Raw genomic sequence first — 26,360 nt, forward strand, 5'->3', positions numbered from 1 at the left:
GCACGAATTAGCTACTTGCGAACTCTACGAGCTTAGCAATCGCCTTTTGGGTAAGTAGGTGATTGCGCAAATCATCCTGAAAATGACCGTGAGTGAGTTCTTCTTGAATTTTAGGGTCGCTTTTGTACTGTTCGGTCATTTTTGAAAGCTCTTGTTCTAGTTCAATCTGGCTAACCTTGATGCCATAGGTACCTATAACATCTCTCAATAAAAGCGCTGCCGTGACTCGCTTAGTGGCTTCGTCTGTAACCTCTTTTTTAAGATCATCCTCGGTTCGCTTTTGCATTTCAGCGTATTTTTTACGATTTAATCCAGAATTATGGAGGTTTTTATCCATCTCGCTCTCTAGTTGCTCTGCTTGCTGGGCAATTAGTTGCTCTGGAGCCTCAAATTTAGCCTTGGTCAGAAGTGCGTCGAGGATAGCGTTTTCATAATCTTTATCTGCCTGTTCCTGATATTGCTCTTGCAGAACTTTTTCGATGTCTAGCCTAAGAGCTTTAACATCAGTCTTGTTGCCCACTAGCTTGGCAAATTCGTCATCTAGCTTTGGCAGCTCAACAGACTGAATGCTGTTAATTTTGATACTAAACTCTACCTTAGCCCCCTTCAAATCCTCAGAATGATAGTCTTTCGGGAAGGTTATCTCGAAAGTCTTCTCTTCATCCTCTTTTAATCCTATTAGGTTTTCTTCAAAGCCTGGTATAAAAGTGCCTTGGCCCAAAATCAGAGTGTGGTTTTTGGCAGCTGCACCTTCGACTGGCTTACCCTTTCTTACCCCTTCAAAGTCAAATTTAACTTCATCTCCATTTTGAGCTGGTTTACCAGTGGCAACTCTTTTAGCCATCTGCTGGCGCAGGTTTTCAATGGCCTCATCGACTTTTGCTTTATCAACTTTGAGTGCTGGCTTTTTAACTCTTAGCTTGGAGTAGTCATATTCAATTTTAGGCATTATAGGAAATTCAGCAGAGAACTCAAGTTCGCTATAAGGAACGAACTTCTTCAGATCAATACTTGGAGATCCAAGGCTCTCTATCTTTTTCTCACGCATTTGATTCTTGTAGGCGTTATCTATTACTTCTTCAAGCACTTCGGCTTGGACTCGTGCTTCACCGAGTTCACGAATTACGATGTTATCGGGTGCATGGCCAGGCCTAAAACCGTCGACCTTAAGGTCTTTTTTGAGGCGCTTTAATACTACCTGCTTATAAGGGTCAATGAATTGCCCATCGACCGTAATGGTCAATGTCATTGTGCTGCCGGACTTTTTATGTGTAGATTTGATCATAACGCTGACAAGTATATCAGATTGAAATAATATTTTCTAGTACCAAAATAGTATGGTTTTTTACTGATGTAGGTTTGGTTTACTCTACCGCAGAAGACTAGAAAGGGTAATACTAATCTACCCTGATGTGGTCTTCTTTTGTCCATCCCGGTACAGAATATAGTTCTACTAGCGATTTTCCATCACTGGTTGCCCAATGAGTTTTTCCTGGTGTAACCACAAACTTATCACCTTGTTTTAGTTGTATTGCTTCATCTTCTACATGAAGCACCATGCTTCCTGTTATTACAGTGTATCGCTGGGTCATTTTTAAATGTTTATGAGGCTTGCTTTTAATAATTATTTCTATGGCAGTATCGTATTCGGGATGCTCGCTAACAGGCTCTACTTCACATACAAAATGCAAACCTCGACCATCCAAGTCGTAACTGTCTTTTGTGGGATATTTTTCTTGGAGTAGAGCCAGGATACGCTTTGTACGTTCATTAATAGTTTCATTATTCATACTTACATCATATCAGACAAATAAAAAATGACCCCAGTAATGAGGTCATAATTCATAGGCTTGGTAGTCCAAGCACATTTGAATTGGAATGTACTGCTTGTGGAGCTGTCTCGGTGGCTGCACTTCAATAGGTGCGGGCTAGTAATTACTTAGACATGCGGGTTATTACAGAAAATTACTATAATGTGCCTTTTTTTGAGTTGTAATCTCTAATGTATGGAATCGCTGATGCAATAATTATTGCTGATGCACCCAGCATTATTGTTGTGCTAAGTTTTTCGTTAAAGAGTATAATTCCAAAAACTAGTCCGAATACTATTTCTAACAATCCCAAAATGCCTGCCGCGCCAGCATCAATAAGTTTCATCCCACTAACAAGTGACCATGAAGCAATTACTGATGCTATCGCAAATAATACTAGATAAACCCACTCAATATGGAGTCCTATCTTCGGTATAGACTCTTTTAGTAAAAATGCCATGATGAAATTCGCAAAAATAGATGTAATCCATAAAATCAACGTAGACTGCGTAGCATTATATTTCTGTTTTTTAGCACAAATCATTGTAAGAGCCACAGAAACACCACTAATAATCGCAAAACCTAGTGCTAATCTGTTAAATCCTGTTGATTTTGGAGAAAAGATTAACATTAATCCTAAAAATCCTAATAAAGCTGCTATTGCTTTATCTTTTGTAAAACGTTCATTTGAAAATAACCAACCAAAGAAGAATAGGCCAATAACCATACAGGCATAGCTCACCGTAAGACTGATTCCGACACCTGCTTGTTGGATAGCGTAATAGAGAGGTCCCCATGTGAATAATGATCCTATAAACATTCCTGTTATTGATTTCCAGTTTTGATTAATCTTTAATGGTTCAAGACGATTTCTAAAAATAGCTATAGGTAGCAAAGTTAGAACAACCAATATACTACGAAGTGCAGACGCCGTATAACCATCAAAAAAGCTACCCATAAGTTTTGTCCATATCCCATAGCTGGCATAAAAAACTGAGGAAAGTACTACTAAGCTTGCACCCACGGGTGCTTTAGATTTGTTTTTCACCATAAATACATCATATCAGACAAATAAAAAATGACCCCAGTAATGAGGTCATAATTCATAGGCTTGGTAGCCCAAGTACATTCGAATTGGAAGCTTAAACTGCCAGAGCTTTCTAGGTGTACGCAGCTTAGCAGGAATGTATCAAGTTTGGTCTAATCTACCGCACGAGACTAGAGCCTACATGTCTAGAAAGTGCGTGAATGCTCCCTGCTTGGTCATGTGTACTTGCTTCAATTCTTTAAGTGCCGATGGCTCCAGGGTTACTTCCAAAGCATCCTTAATCTGTTGCCAGTGTTCCGCGGTACTTGCTCGTGTAGTGAAAGAAATACCTTCGTAGCTATTTAGGTAGGCAATTAAAACTTGGTGGGGAGTTAGCTTTGTAGCCATGGCAATCTCTTGGAGCAGCCTGTAGCTGTCTTGCTCTTCCTTGATATTTACAAGCGGTCGATATGCTTGAATTGGTACTTTGTGCTTTAAGCAAAAATCATAGACACCAGTAGTCAGGATATCGCTATCATTTATGGAGAAGCTGAGCTGATTTAGTGCAATTGGAATATCAGAATTATCGATGGCTATTTGCAGGGATTTGACTCCAAAGTTACTTACGCCCACCTGCTTAATCAAGCCATCTTTATATAGTTGATTGCTTGCTTTAAAAAAGTCAGCTAGTTCAAAATCAGGATTCGGTGCGTGGCAGACAAAGTAATCAAGGTATTCAACGCCAAGTCGCCCGAGGCTATCGTGGCAGCCTTCAATAACCTCGTCATACGATAGCTTGAGTCTGTTCTGCTTGGTTAGTATTTGAATACTCTCTCTTGGTAAGTCTGCTATAGCTTGGCCAACGAGTTCTTCGCACTTTCCACCTGCATAGTTTTGGGCCGTATCAATAAGCGAAACACCTGACTCTATAGCTGTTTTGATGACCCTTATGTCGCCTGCATCGTCGTTGTTTGGGTCAGGGTCTTTCGTTCCACCCATTAGCCAAGTCCCGAGTGCAAGTTTAGGAAGTTGTGATTGCATGTCCTGAGTATACCAAACACCAACCAGAACTTAAAACCAATAACACCTTAGAACTTAAGTAAAAAACCCCTGCTATCTCTAACAGAGGCTGCTTATGGTAGCGGGAAGAGAGTAGCGGGCTAGCAATCTTCTAACTGTGTTGCTCGACCAAAATCTAAGCAAGCTTAATTCTGGTGCTGCGCTCCTCGTTCAACGAACCTTAGGTTTCTCATCCATACCAAAGTAAAAACCCTGATTTCTCAGGGTTTTTACTTTGGTACCGGGAAGAGGACTCGAACCTCCACGGGTGTTACCCCACCAGTTCCTAAGACTGGCGTGTCTACCAATTCCACCATCCCGGCTTACTGTTTTTGTAAATATGTTATTTTGGTGTCACCATACAGCTTTTGAGCCAATTGGAAGTACTCATTAGGTATGTCGTATTTTACTTTGCTTGATGTACTTATCACCAAAATGCCGCCTAATTGTACCAGATTTGATATGCCTTTGACCAGAGCAATATCAAACTCTATGTATGGTGGGTCAAAAAAGACTACATCGTATACCTCTTTGCAATTCGAAGCGAAACTTCTTACTGATTTTTTGACTATAATCGTACGGGATTCTACTCCAAGAGACTTAGCATTGCGATGGAGTACTTTGAAAACTCGCAAGGAATGGTCTACGAAGGTTGCTTCGCTGGCCCCTAAGCTTAAAGCCTCAAAACCTAGGGTGCCGCCACCAGCAAATAAATCTAAGACTTTGCAGTCTGTCACCTCGATAGAGTTAAATATCGCCGATCTAACTTTCCCAGTCACTGCCCTTGTCACTCCTTGAGGCGGTAACTCGATAGATCTGCTCTGAAACTCCCCAGAGCTAATCTTTGCTTGTATCATTCGCCTCTAAATAGGCTGCTAGCCAGGCTGCAGCGATAAGCTGTGGGATACGAACTACCAATGTAGCCTTGATAGTCTTTGCCAGCTTGGCACTCCAACCCTTTTGCAGGTACTGATCATATATATTGTGCTTTGAGATCGATAAACTCTCATGAAGTACGACCGACTTAATGCCTTCTTTTTTAATACTTCTTAGGAGGGCTTGGTCGAAACTAACTTTAATGGGGGTAAAGAATATGGCGCTACTGATACCCGCCTCAAATGCCACATGGCTACTTAGTAGGCCCTTATGCCCATACACCTTCCAGCGTCGACGATATTTCTTCCCCTCATACTCTTCTAGTATAAATTTATGGCTGAGGTGGTGCGCTGGCGTCAAGCTGTCGGTCAGATAATGAGCCATAAACCCAGCCTCAAAAGAAGCCTTTGCCATATCCCCCTTCTTTAAAGCATCAACCAAATTACGATAGTTAATCTCTATCCAATCCGGCAGGTGCCCTATTTTGTTAACAGGGTCCCAGAGATGGTCTGTTTTGTACTTGCCTTTAAATTTAAGGCCATCAGGACCACCAGAACCTTCAAATTTAAGCAGTAACGATCTTGGAGGAAATTTATCGGGATCCAGCTTGCCCTTAATAAGGCTATAAGCAGTACGATCGAACTTCTGATGCGTGCCGATAGAATTAAGCATCTTGCCTCTAGTGAGATGACTAAAAAAACCTGAGTTCATTTGATAAGACTTCCTTCCAGGACAATAGTCATGATGACTGGTAAGTTATTTTGTAGCATATATTTACGAGTGTCCCTTGTTTAGCAATTCTTTTGGAGAATTAGGCCCTAAGCTCAACTAGTCGAGTGAGGTTATGCTCTTTAATCTATTAATCTTCTCGCCAAGTTGGGGGTATTTTAACAGATTATGCTTACTTATAAAAGCCTGGGCCGAAGACTTGACCTCCGAAACCAGATCTAGGTCGAATATGTCAGCCATCCTGAGGTCCAGAAGTCCATGCTGGGCAGTACCATATATTTCTCCTGGACCTCGAGACTCTAGATCTATCTGGGCTAACCTGAACCCATCGCTAGTTTTTTCTAGCGCTTTTAGGCGCTTAATGGCATTAGGGCTCTCGGAAGATGTAAATAGATAGCAATGAGACTGCTGCTGACCCCGGCCTACTCGCCCCCTGAGTTGATGAAGAGCTGCCAGACCAAATCTTTCTGCCCCTTCTATTAGCATTATAGTTGCGTTGGGCACATCGACACCAACCTCAATAACAGATGTGGCTACCAACATGTCTAGCTTGCCGGCTTTGAATTGATCCATAATAGCTACCTTTTCGCCTGACTTCAGCTTGCCGTGCACCAAGCCGATTCGTCGGTGCCTGAATACAGTATTCTGAAGCGTCCGGAACTCACCTTCGACGCTCTTTACCCCTAGTTTATCCGAGTCACTTACTAGCGGGCAAACAACATAAACTTGTTGGCCCTGGCCGATTAACGAATCGATATGCGCATAGACATGCACTCTGTCGATCTCCTTGACCAACTTTGTAGTTATTGGTTTTCTACCAGGAGGCAGCTGATCTATTATTGATACATCAAGATCGCCATAGACAACTAGTGCCAAGCTTCTGGGAATCGGTGTTGCTGTCATTGTTAGAACATGGGGCATATATTCCGCCTTAGCTTTAAGAGTGGTGCGCTGATTTACCCCGAAGCGATGTTGCTCATCTACTACAACCAGGCCCAAGTTCTTATACTCTACATCCTTACCGATCAATGAATGCGTTCCAATAACGCAGTCGACTTCACCTGAACTAATCTTGCTTAGTACCTCATTGCGCTGTGATTTATTCATGTCTGATATTAATAAACCAACCTTTACCCCCAGCCTGGAAAGGAGTTTTTCAGCGCTCTGGAAGTGCTGACGGGCCAATATCTCTGTAGGGACCATTATCGCAGCCTGGTAGCCAGCCTTAATAGTCATAACTGAGGCCATCAGGGCAACTAAAGTTTTGCCACTTCCGACATCACCTTCGAGCAGTCTATTCATGGGTTTTTGGAGGCTGATATCTTTTAGGATAGTATGTGCCGACTTCTTTTGGGCATTGGTCAATTCGAAGTCTAAAAGTCCGACGAACTGCCTAGCGACCTCAGTACTATAATTTATCTTAACCGCCGGTGATGTCTTGATATTATTTTTAATAATTAATCCAGTTAGGACCAATTCAAAAATTTCCTCAAAGCTGATTCGTCTTTTGGCAATCTTTAATGCCTGCTCGTTAGGCGCTAAATGTAGTAACCGTATAGCCTCAGATATGGGTATAAGCTGGTGCTGGCTAATAATTGGGGCTGGCAATACATCCTTCAGCTCACTTGCTGATTCAAGACACTGAAGCATTAGCTTTCTTATTATTCCTGAATTAAGCTGTTTAGTCTCTGGATAAATAGGGACGATGTCTTCTCGGCCTGCGTTGATGGGGCCAGCCTCGAAGGTTGGGGACTGAAGACTAATGTAGCCGTTCTTGTACTCATAGTTCCCTCTAAACCTATGGACACTATTAGGCTTGAGGGCCTGGCCAATATAGGGCTGGTTAAACCAAATCGCCTTAACTGTCCCAGTATCGTCGCTTAATATAGCTTCCGTAATCGATAATCTGCTATGGCGCTGACTGCGCCTCATTGCGACCTTTTCAACACTAGCCTCAAAGCTGACCAGCCCTGGCCTGATGTTTTTAATCTTATCCACAGCCTGATAAGAATCCCACTTCCTAGGGTAGTAGTTCAGTAGATCCTTCACAGTATTTAAGCCGGCCGCCCGAAGGGCAGCTTCCAGTACTGGCCCAACCCCCTTGAGCCTTGTTAGCGAACTATCTAATGTCATAGATTATATTCTAGCATGAAGAAAAAACGATAAACTACTTCTTTATCTTGATATTAGCATACCTGCGTTTACCGAACTGCACCGTGCAGTCAGACTTGATGGTTATCTCCAAATCCTTAACCTGAAGGCTATCGAGCTTAATACCCCCCTGCATAATTACTCGCCGAGCTTCCGACTTACTGACCTTGAAAGCCTTAGCGATAACATCCAGGATGGGTGCCTCTGAGGTAGAGTATGTTGGTATAGCCTGGGGCTTATCCCCATCCCTGAACTGCGAGTTCCAGCTCTTTTCGGCACTCAAGGCTGAATTTCTGCCATTGTATCTTGCGACAATCTCACGGGCCAGACTGGCTTTAGTGTCTCTAGGGTTAGCCCCTAACGACATGTCCTTCTCGATTTGGGTAATTATATCCATGGGGAGATCAGTTGCCATCTTGAAATACACCGGGATAAGTTCATCGCGGATTGACATTACTTTGCCATACATATCTAGTGGATCATCATCTATATATATGCAATTACCCCACGAGGTGCTCATTTTGCGCCCGTCCATACCTTCTAGGATATGAAATGTCATGACGCTTTGCGGATCTAGCCCATATGCTTTTTGGACTGTCCGCCCAGCTAGCATATTAAAAAGCTGGTCGGTGCCCCCAACTTCTAGATCAGTGCGCATTTCCACGCTATCGTAGCCCTGGAGCAGGGCATACAAAGTTTCGTGCAGACCAACAGGCTTATTAGACTTGATGCGTTTTGCGAAATTCTCACGCTCGGTCATCTGCTGGATGGTAAACAAGCTAGTAAGCTTGAAAAACTCCTCTAAGTGCATCTTATTGAACCAATCCCCATTCTGGAACACTTCAACCTTGTCCATATCAAGTATCTTAGACAACTGGGCGTGGTATGATTTGAAGTTGTTCGTCACCTCCTCATTGGTGAGCATCTTTCGCTCAGATTCCTTATCGGAAGTATCGCCAATTTGGGCTGTAAAAGTACCTGCCACAAAAGTTATTATATGGCCTAATTCCTGGAATTGTCTGAGCTTCCAAAGTGGAACGGCGCGACCAATATGAATACGGCTGCCAGTAGGGTCTATGCCTAGCTTAATTCTTAGTTTAGTTTTTGATTTAAGTTTTTTTTCGAGCTCACTGCGTACGATCAGGTCTTCAACATTTCGAGTTAGTAAATCGTTTATTATGTCTTTAGATTTCATATTATTCCTTGAATATTAATTAATAAAAAATAATTTGCGGGCTCTAAGCGGTAGAGCCATTTGAATAATATGAGTGTAGGTTACTAAATAGTATGGTTTGCATATCTGTCACATTATACCAATAATAGCGTTTTAATGTAATGATGATTAAGACCAATTATTATTTAACTCGTGGTATAATTTAAGTTAAGTTTATGGCTAAAAAACGCGCTAGTAAAATACCCCCTAACACACCTAGAAGGATCGTAAAACACTCCAAGAAGAGTCGATCTGTAAAGCCCGGTGCAAGCAAACTTGCCTTGGCCAAGCCTAAAGGCTGGGCCAAATTTCACTATAAAAACATTTTTCGTACAATAACCAGTAAAAAAGCCCTTAAGATTTATGGCGTGACCCTAGCCTTAATAATATTGGCTATAGCCGGGCTTTTTTTGTGGTTTGCTAAAGACCTGCCAAGCCCTAATAAAATTAACTCCCGAGTCAGTGCCCAAACTACCAAAATATACGATCGCACTGGCGAGAATCTACTCATTGAAGTTTATGGTGACAAAAACCGCAGTATAGTAGAGTTCGACCAAATGCCAAAGTGTATCAAGGATGCCACTGTAGCTCTAGAAGACAAAGACTTTTACAAGCAGGGCGCATTTAGCCCAAAGGGAGTTGTTAGGGCCTTTTCTGGAGTAGTCTTTAAGGATCCCTCTAAGGGGGGTGGTTCTACCATCACCCAGCAATATGTTAAAAATGCCCTGCTAACAAATGAGCGGACTTTTGAGCGTAAAATCAAAGAATTGATTTTATCTATCCAGATGGAGCAGCTGTACAAAAAAGACGATATTCTAAAACTTTATCTTAATGAGATACCTTATGGCTCAACTGCATATGGTGTACAGGCCGCTTCTAAGCAATACTTTGGCATCGATGCCAAGGATTTAAGCCTTTCCCAATGTGCCACCCTTGCAAGCCTACCTCAGGCCCCGACATACTATTCGCCCTATGGCCAAAATAAAGCCCAGTTGTTAATTAAAAAAGACCGCGTGCTTGACCTTATGGTAGAGCAAGGCTATATCAAGTCCGATGAAGCCAATACAGCCAAAGAAGTAGATATACTCGCTCAGCTTAAACCTTACAACCCCTACGCCAATGTTAAGGCTCCTCAATTTATACAGTATGCACGAGAGAAGCTAGAGGAAAAATATGGCATCAAGAGAGTAAATGAAGGTGGATTAAAGGTAATATCTACCATCGACCTAGAAAAACAAACTGTTGCCGAGGATGTATTAAAGAAAAATATAGGTTCGGTCAGAAGCTTCGGTGGGAGCAATTCGGCGCTTGTATCGGCTGATCCTAGAACTGGCCAAGTGCTATCCATGGTCGGAAGCTACGATACTAATGATCCAGACTTTGGCAGTTTCAATGTAGCCACAGCACTAAGGCAGCCTGGGTCGTCTATTAAGCCGCTGGTGTATGCTAACATGTTCAAAAAGAATTGGGGTGCAGGCAGCACGATGTATGATGTTAAAACTAATTTCGGTGGGAGCCCTGCCTATGAGCCTAAGAATTACACCAACCGCTTCTACGGAGTGCAATCGGCCAGGGTTGCCCTTGCCAGCTCCCTGAATATCCCCGCCGTAAAAGCCCTCTATATTGGCGGTATCCCGGAGTTCATATCAACCGCAAAGGACCTGGGTATTACAACCTATAACCGCTCAGCGGAAGAATACGGACTTAGTATGGCTCTTGGAGCAGGAGAAGTTCGCATGGTCGATATGGTAAACGCTTTCTCGGCCTTCCCAACTAACGGCGAACACCGCGAGCCGGTGTACTGGACTAAGATTACCGATGGCTCAGGCAAGGTTTTAGAAGACAATACTAAAGAAGATAGCAATAAGCCCAAGCAAGCAATCGACCCGCAAATTGCATATGAGATTAGCAGTATAATGTCCGATAACGCAGCCCGTTGCGTGCTGGGTGTGTTCGGTTGCAATAATCCCCTTACCCTCCCTGGAAAAACTGTTGCTGCAAAAACTGGTACATCGGAAGACTACCGAGACGCCTGGACAGTAGGCTTTACTAAACGAGTGGCCACGGTTGTATGGGCCGGGAATAATGATAATAGCCCAATGTCCCAGTCGGCTAGTATAGTCTCTGCTCCTATCTGGAACCAGTATATGAAGGAAGTTACGAAAAATGACCCAGATGAACAATTTGATAAACCAGCTGGGATCAAACAAGAAACCATTGACGCCAACACTGGCAAATCGCTCATCCAGGGTTCTAAGCCACGAACTGACATATTCCCGAATTGGTATAAAATCGAACAGGCCAAAGACTCGCAAAAGGCCACTATAGATATAGTTTCTGGTAAACTAGCTACCGATTGCACGCCTGCGGCTGCTAAAAAAGATATCATTGGCTCGCTTATCACAGCAGAGATCTCTCCGAGCGACCCTTCCTATTCGCGATGGAACCCACCAGTCCAAGCCCTGGCCAGGACCCTAGGATACTCGCAGGGCGGTAGTATCCCATCCGATAAGGATGATGTGCACTCCTGTGATGACCCTGTGCCAATAGCCGCATTATCCGTAAGCCCAAATAGTGGCAGTACTTTTACAGTTACTGCCAATACAACAGCGGGCAAATTCCCAGTCAGTAGAGTGATATTCTACATGGACGGTAATCAGATAGACTCCAAATCTGGTGGCGGCCCCGGGTTTGCTACTACCATAACCCCATCTTCTGGAAGCCACACTTTTAGTGCCGTGGTAACTGACGAGGGGCTATACTCTGGCACTAGCAATACCGTTACCGTCAGCGCTACAGGAGCTGGTGGTGCCAATCTTAGTTGCTCGGCTAGTAACTGCATATTTACTCTGACAGCAAGCGACCCACCTAACTCCCAGCTCTATGTTGGCGGTGTAGCCTTTGGTAGTCCGAAGCCGGGTTCTCCAGTAAACTGGAATATCTCCCCTAGCTTATGGAATGGGGTATCTGGATCTAGCTCCAATGTAAAACTAGTTTATACAAATAGTGCTGGCACCAAGACAATCTACCCATAGATAAAACTATGCCCAGATGAACTGGAAATAGTTATTTAGCTTTTTTATGCCTTGTGCGATCTACCTGGGGGTGACTAGCTCTGGGTGAGTAGTGCCTTGGACTAGCTGAGCCAGACTTTGCTGTTGGCGTTGCAAATATCATTTTGCCGGCCACCGTCTGGAATATCCTGGTGACTTCACACTCTACATCCTTACCTATCAGCTTATCTCCCTTATCGACAACTATCATAGTACCATCTGGTAAATAACCAACTCCTTGGTTCTTTTCCTTACCACCCTGAACAACATTAACCTTCATAATTTCACCTGGCAGAACCACGGCTCTTATTGAATTAGCCAATTCATTGATATTTAGTATTTTAACACCCTCGATAGTAGCAACCCTATTTAAGTTATAATCTGTAGTTAAGATATTTGCGTCGTATTTTTTAGCTAGATATACCAGCTTATGGTCAACTTCCTTAACATCTTCGGGGTTGTCCTCGATAATTTCAAGGTGAAGATTATCGTTTAGCCTCATTTCATTGAGTATCTCTAAGCCACGCCTACCTCGTCCTCTGCGAAGCGGGTCCTCGCTATCGGCGATGTTTTGGAGCTCAGCCAATACGAATCGGGGAACAATAAGTGCGCCGGGTATAAAGCCAGTGGCAACAATATCTCCTATACGACCATCTATTATGGCTGAGGTATCAACCAGTATGCGTCGTTGATTTTTATCTAGCTTTAGAGGCTTGAGCTTATCATCCTTAGTTTTCTTATCGCCTTTTTTTGGTAGTAATGCGTCTAAAAATTCATGCTTAGAATAAAATAAAACTGCCATGAATATTGCCAAAAGAATTGTTACTACTGTTGGCAGATACTGCCCATAGGGATCAGAGAGAGCCGATATGGGGGTGGCTAGCAGGGATCCTATGAGGCTCCCAAATAGTGCACCAATCCCTACTAGTATTAGCTTTTGTGCGCTTAATTGAGCCAAGCGATAGGCGGCTAGAGCCGCTATTAGTGATAATGATAATATTAATTCTACTATAAGCATTTTTTTATATTCCTTACTTTAATGATTTTATTGCATCGGCAATTGTTCTAACCCCGATGCAGCCAGTTCCGCTGACGCTAGCTGGGACAATAGCCTTACCAAAACCTAACTTCTTGGCTTCCTTAAGCCTAATACTGGGCATATTTACAGATCTGATCTCACCACTAAGTCCAACTTCACCGAATACCACTGACTCCGAATTGATTACTTTTCCGCTCGACGCGGATGCTATGGCCAAAATAATTGCTAGATCAATAGCTGGCTCAGATAGCCTGATACCACCAACGATATTAACATAAACATCCTGACTACTCAAGTTGACCCTGCCTCTTTTTTGCATCACAGCGCATAGTAAGCCAAGCCGATTAATATCGAACCCATCTGCTACTCTCTTGGGGTACCCAAACACGCTCGGGCTTACAAGGGCTTGGACCTCCACTAATATTGGCCGGCTGCCCTCCATGCCAACATATATTACGCTACCTGGCAGCTCCTGCCTTTCTTGCAATAGTGCCTTGGATGGGTTACTGACTGCGGTTAGACCCCCCTCAGTCATCTCTAGCATGCCAATCTCATTTGTAGCACCAAATCTATTTTTTACACCCCTAAGTAACTTTAGAAGGCCATATCTTTCACCTTCAAGGTATAGGACTACATCGACTAAATGCTCCATAAGCCTTGGGCCAGCTACATTACCTTCTTTGGTAACATGGCCAATTATTATAAAGGAAGTATTCGTGCTTTTTGCGGCCCTAACCAGGCTATTGGTATTGTTTGTTATTTGGCTTGTCGTTCCGGCTGCCCCACTAAGTTCCTGGCTAGCCATCGTTTGGATTGAATCAACTACTATTAGTTGGTACTTACTAGATTCGGCATGAGACAGAACATCCTGGATATCGGTCGTTGCCAAGAAATCGAAGTCTGTATGTAGCCCCTTGAGCCTGCTTCCTCTTAGCTTTACTTGCGATGCAGATTCCTCGCCGCTAATATAGAGAACCTTGTAGGACTTAGCTATCTCGGCAGCAATCTGTAATACTAGGGTAGACTTACCTATGCCCGGGTCGCCTGCCAATAACACTAAGCTACCAGGCACAATACCACCCCCTAATACGGAATCTATCTCGATGTTACCTGTGCTAATTCGGCTTTTACCAGAAGATGAAATTTCATCGAATTGTTCTGGCTGGTGAGCCTGACTGACAGATGACCTAGATTTTAATCCACCAAGCGAAACGGACTCAACTAGACTGTCCCAGGCGCCGCACTGCATACATTTGCCACCCCACTTACTAGTTATAGCGCCGCAGCTTTGGCAGGAGAATTGTTTTGTTGATTTGGCCATAGTTAAAGTATACACCCCTTTTAATATACGAACAATCTACGAACAGACTTAGGAGGCTCTTACCTTAAGCTCTACCAGCCCATCTTTCGCCGATACTTCTACGATATCACCGGGCTTGATCATGCCATCGACAATTTCCGTAGCGAGCTTGTCCTCTATTAGCCTTTGGACTGCTCGTTTCATAGGCCTTGCGCCATTTTCCATGTCGTAACCCTGCTCTAAGAGCAATTTCTTAACACCAGGCTTGAACTTTAACTTTACTTCTTTAGCATCGAGCCTATTAGCTAAGTCCTTTAACTGTAAATCGGCTATTTTCTCGATGTCGATTCTCGATAGCGCTTTAAACACGACAACATGATCCACCCTATTTAGGAATTCTGGCCTAAACTGTTTTTTAAGTTGCTTCGTGATCTTTGCTGTCATTTGCCGATGTATCTGCTTTAGGTGCCTCTCTTCTTTGGGTGTATCTGTAGCGAAGCCGATTTCAGCTTCCTGGGCTAATACTTTCGCACCGACATTACTTGTCATTATTATTATGGTATTCGTAAAATCAACTTTTTTACCTTTAGCATCTGTGAGCACACCATCCTCTAGGACCTGCAAGAGTATATTGAATATATCTGGGTGGGCTTTCTCTATTTCGTCAAACAAGACAAGGCTATATGGCCTGCGTCTTACTTTTTCTGTTAGCTGGCCAGCGTCCTCATACCCAACATAACCTGCGGGAGCCCCTACCAGACGAGACATATTATGCTTCTCCATGAACTCACTCATGTCTACCTTTATCATGGCGTCTTTGTCGTCAAATAGCTCTTGAGACAATACCCTTGCGAGTTCTGTCTTCCCGACTCCAGTTGGCCCAAGGAACATAAAAGACCCAATTGGCTTAGATGGGTCGCTAATGCCAGTTCGATTGCGGCGAATAGCCTTTGCAATTAAATCTACAGCCTCGTCTTGGCCGATGACCTTAGATTTAATTGATTCATCTAGGTTTTTTAGGGTGTCGGTCTCGAACTTGACTAGCTTGGCAATCGGTATCCCGGTTGACTGAGCAACAACCTTGGCGATGTCATTAGCTCCGACCTGAACTTTAGCTATTTTATTATTCTTAGATTCCGCCTCATTGAGTTTTTGCTCTATAACACTAGCCTCTGATTTGAGCCTAGCGGCCTGTTCGAAGTCCTGATTGTAGACGGCATCATCAATCTGTATCAAAACCTTTTCAAGCTGCTTGGATAAATTTTTGCCGCGACCGTCAGTACTAGATCGCGATATTCTTGCCTGGGATGAAGCCTCATCCATTAAGTCAATTGCTTTGTCTGGAAGGAACCTGTCGGCTATATAGCGTTTAGCTAACTTTGCAGCTTCTTCTATGGCTTCATCTGATATTTTTACACGATGGAATTTTTCGTATCTGGGCCTTAAGCCCATCATAACTTCGATGGTTTCCTCAACCGTTGCCTCAGGAACTATGATAGGCTGGAATCTCCTCTCCAGCGCAGTATCCTTTTCTATGTACTTTCGATACTCATCCAAAGTAGTGGCTCCTATTGTCTGGACCTCGCCACGAGATAGCGCAGGCTTTAGTATATTGGCAGCATCTATAGCCCCCTCAGCGCTTCCAGCACCTACTACATTATGAAGTTCATCGATAAATAATATCACATCTTTAGATGCCTTAACTTCATCTATTATCTTCTTAAGTCTTTCTTCGAACTCTCCGCGAAACTTTGTGCCCGCTATAACAGATGCCATATCGAGCATCATTAGCCTTTTACCAATAAGCATCTCGGGAACTTTTTCGTCCACTATTCTCTTGGCTAGGCCTTCGACTATAGCAGTTTTACCAACACCTGGCTCTCCTATTAGAACTGGGTTGTTCTTGCTGCGCCGATTTAGTATTTGAATCATTCGGTCTATCTGAACTCCCCTGCCGATAACTGGGTCTAGGGACCCCTTAGAGGCTTTCTCGGTCAGATCAATACCAAAATGGTCAAGCGCTGGTGTCTTGGTTTGCTTGGAGCCTTTTCTGGCACTACTAGATTGTGGTATCTCAACCTGTGAGGGTTGGGAGTTGAGGTACTCTTCGAGCTCAGCCCGAACGGTACCTGGAGCCACCTGCATATCTTTCAAAATAGTAATAGCTCTAGAATTTTTTTGGCTCAAGATTGCAAAAAGCAAGTGCTCTGTTCCGGCGTATGGCTGGCCATATTGCTGGGCAATGCGCAGAGCAGAAGTTATGGTTTGTTTGGCTGTTTCGGAAAGCTCAATAGCGTTAGCGTGGGTGGATGTCTGGATGCTATGCTTTGGGCTAATTGGAACATTATCTATCCTAACCCCCATATCGGAAAGTAATCTAGCGCCAATGGAGCTTTGGGCTTTTAGCATCCCCAGCAAAAGATGCTCGGTACCTATATAGTTAGAGTCCATATTTATCGCTAAGAGGCCAGCATTCTCCAGGCTCTTTCTTGCGTTTAGAGTGAATCTATCAAAGTGGCTTAAAAAATCTTCTTGCATTGCTCTTGTCCTTTCTTACATCTTACCAAAGTTTTAGGTTTTTAGCTGCCTTTCGGGCTGCCTTGTGGCTTTTCTTCGGAGGTAGAATCTGGCTCTGGAGTTGCCTCAGAATCGCTGATTGCTGAAATCAAAGACTCCTCAATGTCGGCAGTCTTTTTAGGCTTAGGCTGATCTTGGATTTCCTTAGCGGTCTGCTCTATGCCAGAATCATCTGAGCCATCTATATCCACATTCCATCCAGTCAGCTTGGCAGCCAATCTAACATTTTGGCCAGCCTTGCCGATTGCTAGACTCAGCTGATCCTCGGGGACCTTTACTAGGGCTTTTTTATTTTCTGCGTCAATCTTGACACTTATGACCTTAGTTGGCGATAGAGCGTTGGTAATATATTCCGCAGGGTCATCGCTATAGGCTATTATATCTATTTTTTCTTCACCGAGCTCACTCATCACGGACTGGACCCTACTGCCTCGACCACCCACAAATGTGCCTACTGGGTCTACACCATCAGAGTTTGACTTTACGGCTATCTTGGTTCGAGCCCCAGCCTCTCTAGCAATATCCGCGATCTCAACATTGCCATTTTCTATTTCTGGCACCTCCAGCTCAAATAATCTGCGCACCATATCAGGGTGCGTCCTGCTTACAACGATCTGAGGACCACGGCTGGTTTGTTCGGCTCTGACCACGAATACCTTTACCTTTTGCCCTGGATAGTACTTTTCATTTGGGATCTGGTCATTAGGGAACATAACACCGGTTGCTCTGCCTAAATCAATATATACATTCCCATTCTCAAAGCGCTGCACTATAGCATTAATCAGCAAGCCCTCTTTATCGCTAAATTCACTAAATACTACATCGCGCTCGGCCTCTCTGATGCGCTGCACAATAACCTGCTTAGCTGTCTGGGCCGCTACTCTACCAAATTCTTTACTCTCCTCTTTAAGCTCGAGCATATCTTCGACTTTGGCATCTTTTTTAATTTTCTTAGCATCTGCCAAAGATATTTGAACCATTGGGTCTTCGACCTGTTCAGTCACTTCCTTGGTAATATAAATTGTTGCTTCGCCATTATCGTTGTTTAGTTCGGCCCTAACTTCTTGCTCTTTATCACCGAAGTCTTTTTTGTAGGCTGCTACAATAGCGGCCGATATAGCTTCCAGCACCATATCTTTAGATACGCCCTTCTCTTCACATATTTGTTCTATTGCTGATAAAAATTGATTTTGCATAATTCTCCTATTAAGATGTTATTAAGTTGTACTGCAGTCCCTCTGAACAAAAAAGCCGGCACTTCAAAGAGGCAACCGACTAAGTTATTTAATACAGACTATGACACTATTTTAGTACCAATAGCAGGTATATGTCAATAGCAGCTGATGCTAATTAACTGCGTCTAGGATGTGCTCGATAGCTCCTTGGCCATCCACCGATATAACATCTAGCCTTGGCTGTAATGATTCGGGCTGAGGATTGATAGATAGCCAATATTGAGCTGCATTCCTGAGCCGCCTTTGCTTATCTTTTGAGATAGCCGACAGGCCGCCGCCAAAGCCCGAATTGCTTCTATATTTAACCTCCACAAAGCAAATATACTCAACATTTTGAGCAATTATATCGATTTCACTAAATCTATTGCGGTAATTCCTTTCAATAATGCTATAGCCGATACTAGCTAAATACTCGGCTGCTAATGCCTCTGCCTTGAGCCCAATGGCAGTAGTATTTTTCATAGATACTTTCCGCAGAAGCTAATTCGGTGGAGATCAGTTATACCAATACTCCTAATTGTAGTTATGTGCTGATTTGTGCCATAGCCAACATTATTGCGGAGCCCATAGCCTGGATATAAATTATCCTGCTCATGCATAAACTCATCTCTTGCGAACTTAGCGACTATACTAGCAGCCGCAACACAGGCAACCTTAGTGTCTGCCTTAACTACCGATACTGCGCACGAGTAATCATCCAGATAGTTATAATTGCCATCTAAAATAGCTATACTAAATTCTACCTCCATGCCCTCTAGGGCTCTTTCGTAGGCTAGTACCACCGCTCTTGTAAGACCTATTTGATCTATCTCTACATTACTTACCCAACCCAAGCCATACGCCACAGATTCTTTTCTAATCAGGAAAGCCATTTCAGCCCTGCGCCTAGGACTTAGCAGCTTGGAGTCAGCCAATCTATAAGAGAAGCTACTAGGCAATATCACAGCTCCAGCAACCAGTGGGCCAGCTAAGGAGCCTCTCCCCACCTCATCTATTCCAGCTATAAGATTATAACCTTGCCGTCTAAGGGTGTTTTCGAGTCTTTTTGTTGCCATTGGTATCATCAAGCCCCCTCTATGATTAAAACTACTGCATGCTTGCTTTAAGCAATAGCTTATAATTATCAGTAATTAAAAAATGGCCTCACTAGGCCATTTTTTAATTACTGATAGCTGTGATAGCCAGCCTACTATTTCTTCTCGGCCTTATCAATGCCTGCTTCAAATTCTTCAGCTGGGAGCTGAGCCTCATCCTGCCCGTCAGTATTGATCTTTTCATCTGCAGGCTTGGATTTAGGTGCTTCGTCATTGCTAGGGTCATCACTAGAGGCTTGCTTGTTTTCTTTCTTTGCTAGATCTTCGGTACTCTCATCTACTTGGTTTAGCTCATCGTTATTTTCCGATACTACCGAGCCATCGATCTTCGGCTGATCCTCTTTAGTAATTTCAGGCTGGATGCGGTCGTCGGCGTCGTTGACGGCATTTCTGTCAAAGTCTTGCTCTGCCATACGGGCAGACTTACCAGATCTAGATCGCATATAGCTGAGTACTGCTCTTCGAACTTTACTCCTCTTTGTGATTTGTATTTTAACAACATTAGGGCTGTGTACGAACCAACTCTTTTCTACTCCAACACCAGATGCTACCTTTCGGACGGTGATAAATGCTCCTACGCCACCAGTTCTGCGGAAGCTAATAACTAGCCCCTCGAAAATCTGAATGCGCTCTTTCTTGCCCTCTGTGATTCTTTGGTGCACTCGAACAGTATCCCCGGCTCTAATGTCGGCGATCTTCTGCTTTACGGAGCTCTTTTCTATGGCTGATAGGGCTTCTTGCATAACGAAACAATTCTAACATAGCGGGCTAGATCTGGCAATAGCTGGAGTAACCAGTGTCTAGCCAGCACTACTAGGAACTTCATCCTCCAAGACAACATTTCCAGACCCAGCTATTGAGGCTAGCGCTGATATCAGCTTATCGTCTACTAGAACCCTATTGGGCAATTTTAACTTTTGAGCCGATTTTACGAATTCGAGCGTTACTATGCTCTCCCCTGGGTGGGCATCCAGTAGATGCTTGATTCGCGTTAGCTCGGTAGTATCGTGTAGAGATTTAAGAATAATTGCTATGCTAGCGACATTTTTAGGGGCAGTTCTTTGCTTTGGAGCAAGCCATTTGCGGGCCGTGTCGGCGTTTAGGACTTTGGCATTATCAGCCATAACCTTCACTTCATCCGTTGGTCTTCCTTCGCGGTCCTTGGCATTAACCTTTCCTATAACCTCAATAATATTGTCCAAAGCCCAAATACCCTCTTGCCTCTGGAAGGTTCGGGGAAACACAATTAATTCTATGTCACCATCGAGTGTCTCTAGGGTGACAAATGCCATTGGGTCATTGTTTTTGGTGTATATTTTACGCATGGCCGTAACAATTCCCCCGATAGCAATCTGCTTACCATCATCCTGCTTGGTGAAATTCTTGATGGATTGGGTCTTGTGCTTCAGATAGTTTTTGAAATCATCCAGCGGATGAGTGCTCACATACAGACCTAGCAGTTCCTTTTCCCAAACCAGGTGTTGCCTAGGGTCGATCTTGCCGGAAGGTGAATCCATACTTATCGCAGGGATTTCTTCATGCAAATTAAGGGTGCCGAATATGTCAATCTGGCCAGAGAGGGCATTTTTTTGGACTCGGCTAGCATAAGAAGTGACCTTGTCGACATTACAAAGCAGGGTATCTCTATCTCCAAGACTATCGAAAGCACCACACTTAATTAAGCTTTCCATTACTTTCTTATTTACAACAGTAGCATCTACCCTTTGGGCAAAATCTTCAACGGATTTAAAGTTACCTTCCTTTTCTCTAGCTTCTATAATCTTCTCTATTGGGCCACGACCAACATTTTTTACCGCTCCAAGGCCAAATCTTATATTTCCTGTCTTAGGTACCACCGCGAATTCCATATATGACTCATTTATATGCGGTGGCAAAACCTCCAAGCCCATTTTGCGGCATTCTGCGACTTCGATTGCAATCCTATCTAGGTTGTCGTGATCACTAGTCAGCAGGGCTGCCATAAATGCAGATGGGTAGTGACTTTTCAGGAAGGCTGTCTGTACAGATATTAGGGCATAGCAAGCAGCATGGGACTTATTGAAGCTATAGGCCGCGAAGTCCTCTAGGCCCTTCCAGAGGTCTTCTACGAATTTTTGCTCGGTATTAGATACGCTTATAGCGCCATCAATAAACTCCTTTTTCATCTTAGCCAAAACAGCTGGGTTTTTCTTTCCTATACCTTTGCGTAAAGTGTCTGCCTGGCCGCCCGTGAAACCACACAAGTCCTTGGCGATTTGCATCACCTGCTCCTGATATACGATGATGCCATATGTTTCTTTAAGGGCAGACTCCATCTTGGGGTGGCCATAAGCCACTAGCTTTGGGTTATGCTTTCGATTAATAAAATCCTCAATCCATTGCATCGGGCCTGGTCTGTAGAGAGACACCATGGCTATAATATCTTCGAACTTATCAGGCTTTAAGTCTCTTAAATAACGCTTCATCCCAGCCGACTCTAGCTGGAATACTCCAGTTGTATCACCATTACTAAGCAGCTCGAATGTGCTTTTGTCATCAATCGGTATCTGATTTATATTTATTTCTTCGCCATATACCTTTTTAATAATTCTGAGGGCGTTCTTAATAACCGTTAGGTTAGATAGACCCAAGAAATCGAACTTCAAAAGGCCTAAGTCCTCTATCGGATTCATAGAATATTGGGTGGCTATGCCCCCTTTGCTTGCTCTAGTTAATGGAGTGTACTCAACTAACGGCTCGGGCGCTATGACCACACCTGCGGCGTGCGTACCAGCATTTCTGATAGTCCCCTCGAGCTTTATAGCTATGTCGATAACTTCCTTAGCTCTCGGATTATTATTATATTCCGTTCTTAGCTCTGGGTTCTCTAGTATCGAAACTTTTAGGGGTATATGTCTACCCTGAACGGGTGCAGGAATACTCTTAGCTATAGCATCTACCTCGCCGTATGGCAGTCCTAATACTCTGCCTGTGTCGCGCACTGCGTTTCTGGCCGCCATCGTTCCGAAGGTGATTATCTGGGCTACTCTCTCTTGGCCATACTTTTGAGTTGCATATGCAATTACCTCCTCTCTCCTGTCGTCCGCGTAGTCCATATCTATATCTGGCATACTAATCCTTTCGGGGTTGAGAAACCTCTCGAAGAGTAAGCCGTATTTAATAGGATTTATCTCGGTAATATTTGTGCAATATGCGATTATGCTACCTGCTGCGCTACCTCTGCCAGGGCCACATACTATACCTTGGTTCTTGCTCCAATTGATTAAATCCGCCACAATTAGCATATAGCCTTCATAGCCCATTTGGGCTATCACCTTCAATTCATACTCAATCCTATCGAGAATGACGCTATCTAACTTTGGCGATACCTTATCCTCAGTCATTTTGTCTAAATTTCCCTCAGGGATGTCAGTAAACCTATTGGCAGCCCCCTGATAGACTAGTTTGCGTAAATAACTTTTTTCTGTTTCTCCTTTAGGGACGCTGGGAAAGGTGGGGATGAGTATTTTGCCTAGTTCGATCTCGATATTACACATTTTGGCTATCTTAAGGGTGTTGGTAATAGCCTCTGGACAATCTTTGAACCTATCGCGGAAGAAGCTACCAGGCTGAACCGATAAATCCATATCTAATTTCATCCGCCTAGGATCCTCCAATTTAGAGCCGGTCTGAACACAAAGCAATATATCGTGAGGGTAATGGTCGTCTACGGTTGAATAGTGGCAATCGCCAGTGGCTACCAAGCCTATAGACATCTGCTTAGCAATTTTTCTTAATCCAGCGTTTAGCTTCTTCTGGGGCTCCCAATCGATATGTGGCTGCATCTCTAAATAATAGTTTTCCTTACCGAATACACTTTTATACCACTTTGCTATATCCAAAGCTTGTTCATATTGGTCATTGCTTATCAGGCTCCCTAGCTCACCGCCTAGGCACCCTGAGAGCACCACTAGACCATCCGAATACTTTTCCAGAAGATCATGGTCTACTCTGGGCTTATAATAAAACCCTTCGAGGCTTGCAATAGTGCTAAGCTTCATTAAATTCTTGTAGCCAGCGTGGTTTTTTGCTAGCAGTGTTAAGTGATAAGGTTTTCTATCTTCGGCCGAGTTCTTATCGGTGTGCTTCCTGGGGGATACATAGGTTTCCAGGCCGATGATAGGTCTTATGCCTCTGTCTTTACAGGCTTTGTAGAACTCAATCGCTCCCCCGAGCGTGCCGTGGTCGGTAATTGCCACCGAAGACTGTCCGATCTGCTCTATCCTATCGATCAGCTGGGGAACTTTTTGAAGGCCATCTAGTAGGCTGTAATGTGTATGGTTGTGTAGATGTACGAAGTCAACAAAGCCAGGCTCGTTTCGGGCCTTACTAATAACATCATTACCAACTCCGCTAGCAGACCCCTCCATTACTAACCTCCTTATTTAAAAACCTAACTACTTTGTAGTAGTCTGGTAGCCTTGTCCTAATTGGCTTATGAAATCTCCGATAATTGGTAGCCCCCCAAAGCTAGCCACCAAATAACCCAACAAAACTACAGCTAAGGCCGCCCCCAAAACACCTGCAAACCCCCTAATGAAACCAGCCTTAAAGTTAAGCCAGTACAATTTTTTCTTATCATGCAATAGCTCTAACACTTGATCTAACGAGATAACGCTATTTACCTCTAATTTGTTTGTTTTATTTTTATCAGCCATTATTTACTATTCGAGGTCTTGCCCCCAGCCTTAGGAGGGGTTCCTTTGCCTACCTCGTTTACAGCAGATTTGACTATTCTGCCTGTGGATTTACTGGCTTTCTTGGCGTACTTCCTGGCATCATTAAGAGCCTCAGATCTGTAAACATCTAGCTGGTCGATAAGCGATTTGCCTTCTTGCATCATCTTGTCGACCTCTCTGGCGGCTACCTTGGTAACTCTTTTGCCCGATTTACTAAACTGCAGACTCTTGGTCGTAAGCTCTGACTTAAGCGATTCTGCTCTTGCTATCATGGCCAGTTTTCTGTCTTTGGCATCACCTGTTAAATTTTCGGCTTGCTGCTTTGCAATCTTTATTTTTACATCCATGTCTAGGCTTATTTCTTTGGCCTTATTGGCAATATCATCCCTTAGCTCTTTACCGGCTTTTGGGGCAAATAGTAGAGCCAGGGTACCAGCTACCGCGGCTCCGATTGCTGCTCCTGTAATAAATCTACCTTTCTTGCTACTCATCGCTTCTTGCCTGACTTTTTGCCATAATGGCTCTTAAGATACTTCTCTATCATAAGGGCTACTACCCCTGGGTTAACCACGGCACTTCTAACATTATCCACTAGCTCGGCGGCCGAATCAGCACTTTCCTGGACTTTCTGAGAGGCAATTCGAACTTGCTTTGTAGCCTTTATAAGACCTATTAGAAAAACTACGCTAAAAGATATTAATATTATCAGCGAAATAGAAACTAATGTAATTAGTATAACCAGTAAATTTTCCATTTATTTACTTCCTTTCTTAGTTATTGAAGTAGCTTTCTTAATTATAGCACTGCCCATTGAAGGCATCTCTGAATTAACATGCCTATATAGTACCACCCACTCATTTTTTTCTATTAGGCTATTGGGGATTACATGCAGATGGCCTTCGCTGTCTTCAATCCTCGTCTTTCGGACATCCATTTCGCGGACTATCCCCTTGGTCTTCTGGTCTCCCGACATAACCTTGTAGCCTACCCTAAAATCCTTATCATTAGCTAGCTGAAGTCCCGAAACTAAATCGCTTACGGTCGCAGATATCCCAGACGAAAACCCAAGCAATAATATCGCGAAAGAACCGGTCAGAGCTAATGCTACACTAGTTAAGCCCAGTACCTGCAAAATCGTAATTGCGAGAAACCCCCACAATGCAACTCTAATCAAGGCTGCCATTATCTCTTGTAGGCCTAGTGGCCAGCTCGTCCATCGCAAGCCGGTGCCTAAGAAACGAGAAATAATTTTAATTGCTATAAAGCCAGCTAGCAGGATAAACAGTGCTGCAGGTATCTTAGGCAGGATATCGCCTGAGGATATTGTAGTAGTGCTTAAACCTTTTACTATGTCGTTTTGTATATTTTGCATAATTTTATTCCTTTAGTAATTTAATCATAAGTTCGTTGACTTTAGAAGGGTTAGCTTGGCCGTTAGTATCTTTCATTACCTGGCCGATAAAGAACCCCAGGACTCTTTCATTGCCAGACCGATAGTCTTTTAAGGGGCCGGGATTCTCAGAGATTACCTTGCTAATAACCGCCTCGAGCTGGCTATCGTCCGAAACTTGCTTGAGGCCCTGGCTAAGTACTAACTCCTTTGGGCTAATTCCTTTCGCCACATCAGGGAATATGTGCTTGGCTATCTTTGAGCTTATCTCGCCAGATTCAATCAAATTTATCAACTCTACAAGATTAGCACCAGAAAGCCTAAGGCCCTCTGGGCTAGCCGAAAGTTGAGACTGATAATCCCCCACTAACCAATTTATAGCTTTTTTTACTAATAACGGATCTGCCAGCAAGTCGTGAGCTTGCTGGAATATTTTTGTGGTATCGGGCTGGGACAACAGGATATCCTGCTCATCAGCACTAAGTTTAAGTTCGTAAAGCTCTTTACGGATAACTATTGGCAGAATAGATATATCTGCCTGTGCCGTCTTAATAAATTGACTAGAAATTGATAGTGGTGGGATATCTGGCTCGGTGAAGTAGCGGTAATCATTCGCATCTTCTTTACTTCTTTGCGAGAATGTTTTGGATTTAGTATCATCCCAGCCCCTTGTTTCTTGGATAATATTTTCACCCGAATCTAATACACTTATTTGTCGTTGTATTTCATAGTTAAGAGCTCTTTCGGCATTACGAAATGAATTTAGATTTTTAAGTTCTGTTCGAGTCCCTAATTGCTGCGTATCACTTACTGAAACATTAAGATCGAACTTGAAGTTGCCATGCTCCATATCTCCGTTGCAAATACCAAGCGAAGTGACAATATTGTGCACCTCCATAAGAAATCTCTTAGCCTCTTCGGCGCTTTTTATGTCAGGCTCAGATACGATTTCCACGAGCGGGGTGCCGGCTCTATTGAAATCTACTAGGCTGTAGTTGGCTCCATTGGGATGAGTGAGCTTTCCAGCATCTTCCTCTAGGTGGGCGTGGTGGATGCCGATTTTCTTGAATTTACCATCAATAAGTATC

The 26,360-nt window shown here is 43.5% G+C and carries 21 protein-coding genes, 1 tRNA gene and 1 pseudogene; 1 reads left to right on the plus strand and 22 read right to left on the minus strand.

What is annotated here, in order from left to right:
• Window positions 1-7 precede the first annotated feature (7 nt).
• The 9 genes from tig to tyrS form a co-directional block, all read right to left on the minus strand.
• Window positions 8-1,285, minus strand: a complete 1,278-nt coding sequence (tig, locus tag NT111_01515) for a trigger factor (GenBank protein MCX6804679.1) — start codon at window positions 1,283-1,285, stop codon at window positions 8-10.
• Window positions 1,286-1,397: 112 nt separating this feature from the next.
• Window positions 1,398-1,790, minus strand: a complete 393-nt coding sequence (locus NT111_01520; protein ID MCX6804680.1) for a cupin domain-containing protein — start codon at window positions 1,788-1,790, stop codon at window positions 1,398-1,400.
• Between the two features lie 178 nt (window positions 1,791-1,968).
• Window positions 1,969-2,862 carry a DMT family transporter gene (locus NT111_01525; GenBank protein ID MCX6804681.1) on the minus strand — a complete coding sequence of 298 codons (894 nt, stop codon included), beginning with the start codon at window positions 2,860-2,862 and terminating at the stop codon, window positions 1,969-1,971.
• Window positions 2,863-3,036: 174 nt separating this feature from the next.
• A complete protein-coding gene (locus tag NT111_01530) occupies window positions 3,037-3,879 on the minus strand; it encodes an aldo/keto reductase (protein ID MCX6804682.1) in 843 nt (280 codons plus the stop codon).
• A gap of 254 nt (window positions 3,880-4,133) precedes the next feature.
• Window positions 4,134-4,220: transfer RNA gene (locus NT111_01535), tRNA-Leu, on the minus strand.
• A complete protein-coding gene (locus NT111_01540; protein ID MCX6804683.1) occupies window positions 4,221-4,754 on the minus strand; it encodes an RsmD family RNA methyltransferase in 534 nt (177 codons plus the stop codon).
• Complete coding sequence (locus NT111_01545) at window positions 4,735-5,484, minus strand: zinc dependent phospholipase C family protein (GenBank protein ID MCX6804684.1); 750 nt, start codon at window positions 5,482-5,484, stop codon at window positions 4,735-4,737. The genes NT111_01540 and NT111_01545 overlap by 20 nt, the downstream gene beginning before the upstream one ends.
• Window positions 5,485-5,601: 117 nt before the next feature.
• Window positions 5,602-7,635 (minus strand): ATP-dependent DNA helicase RecG, encoded by a 2,034-nt coding sequence (recG, locus tag NT111_01550; protein MCX6804685.1) that lies wholly within the window; start codon window positions 7,633-7,635, stop codon window positions 5,602-5,604.
• Between the two features lie 34 nt (window positions 7,636-7,669).
• Entirely contained in the window at window positions 7,670-8,848 is a 1,179-nt protein-coding gene (gene tyrS / locus NT111_01555; GenBank protein ID MCX6804686.1) for a tyrosine--tRNA ligase, read from the minus strand.
• 194 nt (window positions 8,849-9,042) lie between these two features.
• Here tyrS and NT111_01560 point away from each other — a divergent pair, with 194 nt between their 5' ends.
• Window positions 9,043-11,901 carry a transglycosylase domain-containing protein gene (locus tag NT111_01560; GenBank protein MCX6804687.1) on the plus strand — a complete coding sequence of 953 codons (2,859 nt, stop codon included), beginning with the start codon at window positions 9,043-9,045 and terminating at the stop codon, window positions 11,899-11,901.
• A 31-nt stretch (window positions 11,902-11,932) separates the two neighbouring features.
• Here the strand turns inward: NT111_01560 and NT111_01565 are convergent, their stop codons facing one another.
• From NT111_01565 to gatB, 13 genes and pseudogenes are all read right to left on the minus strand, one after another.
• Window positions 11,933-12,937 carry a PIN domain nuclease gene (locus NT111_01565; GenBank protein MCX6804688.1) on the minus strand — a complete coding sequence of 335 codons (1,005 nt, stop codon included), beginning with the start codon at window positions 12,935-12,937 and terminating at the stop codon, window positions 11,933-11,935.
• Between the two features lie 13 nt (window positions 12,938-12,950).
• Window positions 12,951-14,279: a DNA repair protein RadA gene (gene radA / locus NT111_01570; protein MCX6804689.1), complete on the minus strand. Its 1,329-nt coding sequence runs from the start codon at window positions 14,277-14,279 to the stop codon at window positions 12,951-12,953.
• 48 nt (window positions 14,280-14,327) lie between these two features.
• Window positions 14,328-16,796 (minus strand): ATP-dependent Clp protease ATP-binding subunit, encoded by a 2,469-nt coding sequence (locus tag NT111_01575; protein MCX6804690.1) that lies wholly within the window; start codon window positions 16,794-16,796, stop codon window positions 14,328-14,330.
• 41 nt (window positions 16,797-16,837) lie between these two features.
• Window positions 16,838-18,031 carry a transcription termination factor NusA gene (gene nusA, locus NT111_01580; GenBank protein ID MCX6804691.1) on the minus strand — a complete coding sequence of 398 codons (1,194 nt, stop codon included), beginning with the start codon at window positions 18,029-18,031 and terminating at the stop codon, window positions 16,838-16,840.
• Between the two features lie 150 nt (window positions 18,032-18,181).
• Window positions 18,182-18,532 carry a YraN family protein gene (locus NT111_01585; protein MCX6804692.1) on the minus strand — a complete coding sequence of 117 codons (351 nt, stop codon included), beginning with the start codon at window positions 18,530-18,532 and terminating at the stop codon, window positions 18,182-18,184.
• Entirely contained in the window at window positions 18,529-19,125 is a 597-nt protein-coding gene (locus NT111_01590; GenBank protein ID MCX6804693.1) for a ribonuclease HII, read from the minus strand. Before NT111_01590 ends, NT111_01585 begins: the two co-directional genes overlap by 4 nt.
• A 440-nt stretch (window positions 19,126-19,565) precedes the next feature.
• Window positions 19,566-19,907: pseudogene (rplS, locus tag NT111_01595) on the minus strand (50S ribosomal protein L19).
• 57 nt (window positions 19,908-19,964) lie between these two features.
• Window positions 19,965-23,573 carry a DNA polymerase III subunit alpha gene (locus NT111_01600; GenBank protein ID MCX6804694.1) on the minus strand — a complete coding sequence of 1,203 codons (3,609 nt, stop codon included), beginning with the start codon at window positions 23,571-23,573 and terminating at the stop codon, window positions 19,965-19,967.
• Window positions 23,574-23,600: 27 nt separating this feature from the next.
• Complete coding sequence (locus tag NT111_01605) at window positions 23,601-23,861, minus strand: DUF5665 domain-containing protein (GenBank protein ID MCX6804695.1); 261 nt, start codon at window positions 23,859-23,861, stop codon at window positions 23,601-23,603.
• The gene (locus NT111_01610) at window positions 23,861-24,373 is read right to left on the minus strand and encodes a YtxH domain-containing protein (GenBank protein ID MCX6804696.1); all 513 of its coding nucleotides are present in this window, start codon (window positions 24,371-24,373) and stop codon (window positions 23,861-23,863) included. Before NT111_01610 ends, NT111_01605 begins: the two co-directional genes overlap by 1 nt.
• Complete coding sequence (locus tag NT111_01615; protein ID MCX6804697.1) at window positions 24,370-24,636, minus strand: hypothetical protein; 267 nt, start codon at window positions 24,634-24,636, stop codon at window positions 24,370-24,372. Before NT111_01615 ends, NT111_01610 begins: the two co-directional genes overlap by 4 nt.
• Window positions 24,637-25,254 carry a mechanosensitive ion channel gene (locus NT111_01620; GenBank protein ID MCX6804698.1) on the minus strand — a complete coding sequence of 206 codons (618 nt, stop codon included), beginning with the start codon at window positions 25,252-25,254 and terminating at the stop codon, window positions 24,637-24,639.
• A gap of 4 nt (window positions 25,255-25,258) precedes the next feature.
• On the minus strand, window positions 25,259-26,360 hold a 1,102-nt coding region (gatB, locus tag NT111_01625; protein MCX6804699.1), incomplete at its 5' end, for an Asp-tRNA(Asn)/Glu-tRNA(Gln) amidotransferase subunit GatB.

The organism is Patescibacteria group bacterium, from assembly GCA_026397045.1.
In the GTDB taxonomy this organism is placed as follows: domain Bacteria; phylum Patescibacteriota; class Saccharimonadia; order CAILAD01; family BJGX01; genus JAPLVO01.

Bases quoted from the DNA above. Each gene is read 5' to 3' on its own strand.
- tig (MCX6804679.1), bottom strand. From the start codon at position 1,285: ATGATCAAATCTACACATAAAAAGTCCGGCAGCACAATGACATTGACC.
- NT111_01520 (MCX6804680.1), bottom strand. From the start codon at position 1,790: ATGAATAATGAAACTATTAATGAACGTACAAAGCGTATCCTGGCTCTA.
- NT111_01525 (MCX6804681.1), bottom strand. From the start codon at position 2,862: ATGGTGAAAAACAAATCTAAAGCACCCGTGGGTGCAAGCTTAGTAGTA.
- NT111_01530 (MCX6804682.1), bottom strand. From the start codon at position 3,879: ATGCAATCACAACTTCCTAAACTTGCACTCGGGACTTGGCTAATGGGT.
- NT111_01540 (MCX6804683.1), bottom strand. From the start codon at position 4,754: ATGATACAAGCAAAGATTAGCTCTGGGGAGTTTCAGAGCAGATCTATC.
- NT111_01545 (MCX6804684.1), bottom strand. From the start codon at position 5,484: ATGAACTCAGGTTTTTTTAGTCATCTCACTAGAGGCAAGATGCTTAAT.
- recG (MCX6804685.1), bottom strand. From the start codon at position 7,635: ATGACATTAGATAGTTCGCTAACAAGGCTCAAGGGGGTTGGGCCAGTA.
- tyrS (MCX6804686.1), bottom strand. From the start codon at position 8,848: ATGAAATCTAAAGACATAATAAACGATTTACTAACTCGAAATGTTGAA.
- NT111_01560 (MCX6804687.1), top strand. From the start codon at position 9,043: ATGGCTAAAAAACGCGCTAGTAAAATACCCCCTAACACACCTAGAAGG.
- NT111_01565 (MCX6804688.1), bottom strand. From the start codon at position 12,937: ATGCTTATAGTAGAATTAATATTATCATTATCACTAATAGCGGCTCTA.
- radA (MCX6804689.1), bottom strand. From the start codon at position 14,279: ATGGCCAAATCAACAAAACAATTCTCCTGCCAAAGCTGCGGCGCTATA.
- NT111_01575 (MCX6804690.1), bottom strand. From the start codon at position 16,796: ATGCAAGAAGATTTTTTAAGCCACTTTGATAGATTCACTCTAAACGCA.
- nusA (MCX6804691.1), bottom strand. From the start codon at position 18,031: ATGCAAAATCAATTTTTATCAGCAATAGAACAAATATGTGAAGAGAAG.
- NT111_01585 (MCX6804692.1), bottom strand. From the start codon at position 18,532: ATGAAAAATACTACTGCCATTGGGCTCAAGGCAGAGGCATTAGCAGCC.
- NT111_01590 (MCX6804693.1), bottom strand. From the start codon at position 19,125: ATGGCAACAAAAAGACTCGAAAACACCCTTAGACGGCAAGGTTATAAT.
- NT111_01600 (MCX6804694.1), bottom strand. From the start codon at position 23,573: ATGGAGGGGTCTGCTAGCGGAGTTGGTAATGATGTTATTAGTAAGGCC.
- NT111_01605 (MCX6804695.1), bottom strand. From the start codon at position 23,861: ATGGCTGATAAAAATAAAACAAACAAATTAGAGGTAAATAGCGTTATC.
- NT111_01610 (MCX6804696.1), bottom strand. From the start codon at position 24,373: ATGAGTAGCAAGAAAGGTAGATTTATTACAGGAGCAGCAATCGGAGCC.
- NT111_01615 (MCX6804697.1), bottom strand. From the start codon at position 24,636: ATGGAAAATTTACTGGTTATACTAATTACATTAGTTTCTATTTCGCTG.
- NT111_01620 (MCX6804698.1), bottom strand. From the start codon at position 25,254: ATGCAAAATATACAAAACGACATAGTAAAAGGTTTAAGCACTACTACA.